Annotated in this window: 4 protein-coding genes; all 4 read left to right on the top strand. The window is 69.4% G+C overall.

Annotated elements, in window-relative coordinates; translation table 11 throughout:
* A partial coding sequence (locus tag C5E41_RS32800; protein WP_258081420.1) for an acyl-CoA dehydrogenase family protein occupies nucleotides 1-305 on the top strand: 305 nt, incomplete at its 5' end.
* A 17-nt stretch (nucleotides 306-322) separates the two neighbouring features.
* Nucleotides 323-1,366, top strand: a complete 1,044-nt coding sequence (locus tag C5E41_RS32795; RefSeq protein ID WP_104379539.1) for an acyl-CoA dehydrogenase family protein — start codon at nucleotides 323-325, stop codon at nucleotides 1,364-1,366.
* On the top strand, nucleotides 1,363-2,514 hold the full coding sequence (locus C5E41_RS32790; protein WP_104379538.1) for an acetyl-CoA acetyltransferase: 1,152 nt from the start codon (nucleotides 1,363-1,365) through the stop codon (nucleotides 2,512-2,514). Before C5E41_RS32795 ends, C5E41_RS32790 begins: the two co-directional genes overlap by 4 nt.
* Nucleotides 2,511-3,309, top strand: a 799-nt coding sequence (locus C5E41_RS32785; RefSeq protein WP_146097788.1) for an AMP-binding protein, incomplete at its 3' end; no start/stop codon positions are given. The genes C5E41_RS32790 and C5E41_RS32785, both read left to right, overlap by 4 nt.

Below are 3,309 nucleotides of genomic sequence, written 5' to 3'. Positions count from 1 at the left end.
CCGCCCGCGCCTCGGTCACCTCGCTGCGGGCCATGACCTATGCCGGCATCTGCCGGGCCATGCAGACCGAGACGCCCGGGCCGAAGGGATCGATGCTCAAACTCTTCTACGGCGACCTCGCCAAACAGGTCGGCGCGCTGGCCATGGACATCGTCGGCCCGGACGCGCTGCGGCGCACCTCGCGCTGGGACCGCCACGGCTGGGTCGGCAACTATTTCTACTCGTTCTCGCAGGCCATCGGCGGCGGCACCTCCGAAATTCAGCGCAATATCATCGGCGAGCGCGTGCTCGGCCTGCCGCGGTAACCAGAAAGCAGCCAGTCATGAACCTTCTACCAGCAGCCGAGCAGCTCGAACTCGTCGCTGCCGCAACGGATTTCCTGCAGACACGGATGCCCATCGAGGACATTCGCCGCCGCGCGGACAGCGAGTCCGCGGTCGATACCTCGGTATGGACCGAAGGGGCCGAACTCGGATTCCTGAGCCTGGGCCTGGGCCTGGAATACGGTGGCGCGGGCCAGTCGTTCGACGATGAGGCACTGCTGTTCGTCGAGCTGGGCCGCCGCCTGGCCACCGGCCCATTCCTTTCCTCCACCCTCGCTGCCCGGATCGCCGCGTTGTCCGGCGACGAACAGCTGTGCCGGCGCATCGCGAGCGGACAAGCTCGGGTGGGCACGGCCCAGTTGCGGGGCGACGGATCGGTCACCACGGAGGGATTCAAGGGCACCTTCGATCTCATCGATGCCGCCGGCTGCAGCCACCTGCTGCTGGTCACCCGGCAGGGTTCGGCGCTCGTCGCGGCCGAGCAGTTCGGCGAGGCCACGGCCCTGGACTGCGTCGACCCCGGCACCCGGCTGGCCACCGCCACCGTGACGGCGGGCACGATAACGCACTGGCTGCCCGAACAGGCCGATGCGACCTGGCTGCGCGCCGTGGTGCTGTCGTCGGCGTTCCTCGCGGGCCTGGCCGACGGCGCGGCGGCACTGGCCACCGACCATGCCAAGACGCGGATTCAGTTCGGGCGCCCGATCGGTGTCAACCAGGCGATCAAGCACATGTGCTCCGATATGGCCGTGCGCACCGAGGCCGCCTTCACCCAGGTCTGTTTCGCGGCGGTATGCCTGGCGTCGGGCCGGCACGACGCCCTGGCGCAGGCGCTGGCGGCCCGCACGGTCGCCGCGAACGCGGCAATCGACAACGGCGCCACCGGAATTCACGTCCACGGTGGTATGGGCTACACCTACGAGCACAACGCGCACCTGTATCTCGAACGCGCGCACGTCTACCGACACCTGTTCGCCGAACCGTCGGAGGTATTGGCGGAGCTGCTCGCCCAGGACCTGACCCGGGAAGGTGTCGCCGCGTGAGCCGCAAGGTCGCCATCGCCGGTGTGGCCCTGTCGGATGTGGGCCGGGTGGAGGACAAGAACGCCTACGAGCTGATGGCTCAGGCCAGCCGACGCGCACTGGCCGAAACAGGGCTCACACCGCAGGACATCGACGGTCTCGCATCCACCGGCCAGGGCATGCTGCCGCCGACCGACGTGGGCGAATATCTGGGTCTGCGGCCACGCTGGATCGATTCGACCTCGGTCGGTGGCGCCTCCTGGGAGGTGATGGTCTCGCATGCGGCCGACGCCATCGCCGCCGGTCACGCCGACGTAGTGCTGCTGACCTACGGTTCCACCGCCCGCGCGGACCTGCGCAAGGGGTTGCGCACCGCCAATATCAACTGGGGCGCGCGCGGGCCGCTGCAATGGGACGCACCCTACGGCCACACGCTGGTATCGAAGTACGCCATGGCGGCGCGGCGGCACATGTTCCAATATGGCACCACCATCGAACAGCTCGCCGAGGTGGCGGTGTCGGCGCGCTTCAACGCCGCCGACAATCCGGAGGCGTACTACCGCGACCCGATCACCGTCGAGGACGTGCTGTCGGGGCCGATGATCGCCGATCCGTTCACCAAACTGCACTGCTGCATCCGCTCCGACGGCGGCGCGGCCGCCATCCTGGTCGCCGAGGACCGCGTCGCGGACCTGAAATCGGATCCGGTCTGGGTACTCGGCTCCGCCGAGGCGACCTCACACATGCTGACCAGCCAGTGGGACGATATGACCATCGGCCCCGCCGCGGTCACCGGTCCGCTGGCGTTCCGGCGCGCCGGGCTGACACCGGCCGACGTCGACGTCGCCGAACTGTACGACGCGTTCACCTACATGCTGCTGCTCACTCTCGAAGATCTCGGGTTCTGCGGTAAGGGCGAGGGTGGCGCCTTCGCAGAGAGCGGCGCGCTGCGCTTGGGCGGCGCCCTGCCCACCAATACCGACGGCGGCGGCCTGTCCGCGTGTCATCCGGGCCAGCGCGGACTGTTCCTGCTGGTGGAGGCGACCCGGCAGCTGCGTGGTGCGGCCGGGCCGCGCCAGGTGCCCGGCGCCGAGATCGCGTGCGTCAGCGGCACCGGTGGCTGGTTCTGTTCCAGCGCGACGGTGCTGCTGGGGGCAAACAAACCGTGACCGCCGCCGAGACCCTCGCGCCGCTGGACGCCGACGCCTTCGCCAATACCGTCGAATTGCTGGAGGCGGCGGCACTCGTGCACGGACTCCGGGACGCCTACGTCGAGGCCGACGGCACCCGCATCAGCTTCGCGGACTGGGTCGCGCGCGCCCGCGCCGTGGCCCGCCAACTGTCCTCGCACGGGGTCGAACGCGGCGATGTGGTCGCGCTGATGCTGCCCTCCGGGATCGACTACGCGGTGTGCTACGCCGCCGCGGCGATGCTCGGCGCTGTCACCACCGGACTGAATCCGCGACTCGGCCCCCGCGAGATCGACGCCGTATTGCGGCAGGCCGATCCGGTCCTGGTGGTCCGCGCCGCCACTATGCCCGCGACGGGTCGTGACATCCCCGAACTCGCCGCCTCGCAGCTGACTCGCGAGCTGCTGCGCCACGCCGCCACGCCCTCGCAGCCGATCGACCGCCACGCCCCGGTGTCGATCGTCTTCAGTAGTGGCACAACAGGATTGCCGAAGGGGGCGTGGTTCGACGCGAACAATCTGGCCGCCTCCGCACAGGCGGCGGGCGCCATGAGCGCACCCTATGACCGGCGCCTGACCTCCACGCCCTTCGCCCACGTAGGATATATGTCCAAACTGTGGGACCAACTGGTCTGGGGCATCACCCTCGTGATCGCGCCGGTGCCCTGGTCGGCCGCGGCGATGTTCGATGTCCTTCGCGCGGAACGGATCACCGTCGCGGGCGCGGTGCCGACGCAGTGGGCGAAATTGCTGGAACTGCCCGCCCTCACGCCGG

This window comes from Nocardia nova (assembly GCF_002933465.1).
In the GTDB taxonomy this organism is placed as follows: Bacteria; Actinomycetota; Actinomycetes; order Mycobacteriales; family Mycobacteriaceae; genus Nocardia; species Nocardia nova_B.
This window is presented reverse-complemented; position numbering and strand designations above follow the sequence as displayed.

Bases quoted from the DNA above. Each gene is read 5' to 3' on its own strand.
- C5E41_RS32795 (WP_104379539.1), top strand. From the start codon at position 323: ATGAACCTTCTACCAGCAGCCGAGCAGCTCGAACTCGTCGCTGCCGCA.